Below are 258 nucleotides of genomic sequence, written 5' to 3'. Positions count from 1 at the left end.
CTCCCAGTCACGATGACATGCATAAGGCTGCGCAGCATGGCGAGGAAGAGGATGCGAAATATCCAGACGGCGACTTCGACGGTGATGCTGTGGGTCTTGTTCACAAGTATGGCAGCGCAGGTGGCCCGAGAACTGCCAGTTCGCAGATTGATTTTGCAGCGTTGCTTGGTAAAGATGGTACCGACAACATAGAGCAGCCTCGCACAACCAGTACTGCTGATCGCATAGCTCGTGTGCTTGATGATGTCAGTGTTTCGC

The 258-nt window shown here is 53.5% G+C and carries 1 protein-coding gene; it reads left to right on the top strand.

Annotated features, from left to right (window positions below):
- Positions 1-17 precede the first annotated feature (17 nt).
- Positions 18-258 (top strand): hypothetical protein (locus tag ACS2QP_RS28095; protein WP_438883116.1); only part of this gene is annotated, 241 nt, incomplete at its 3' end.

Source organism: Bacillus cereus group sp. Bce019 (genome assembly GCF_051781745.1).
Taxonomy (GTDB): Bacteria; Bacillota; Bacilli; order Bacillales; family Bacillaceae_G; genus Bacillus_A; species Bacillus_A cereus.
Note: the sequence above shows the minus strand (reverse complement) of the source record. Positions and strands in the feature narration are given on the sequence as shown.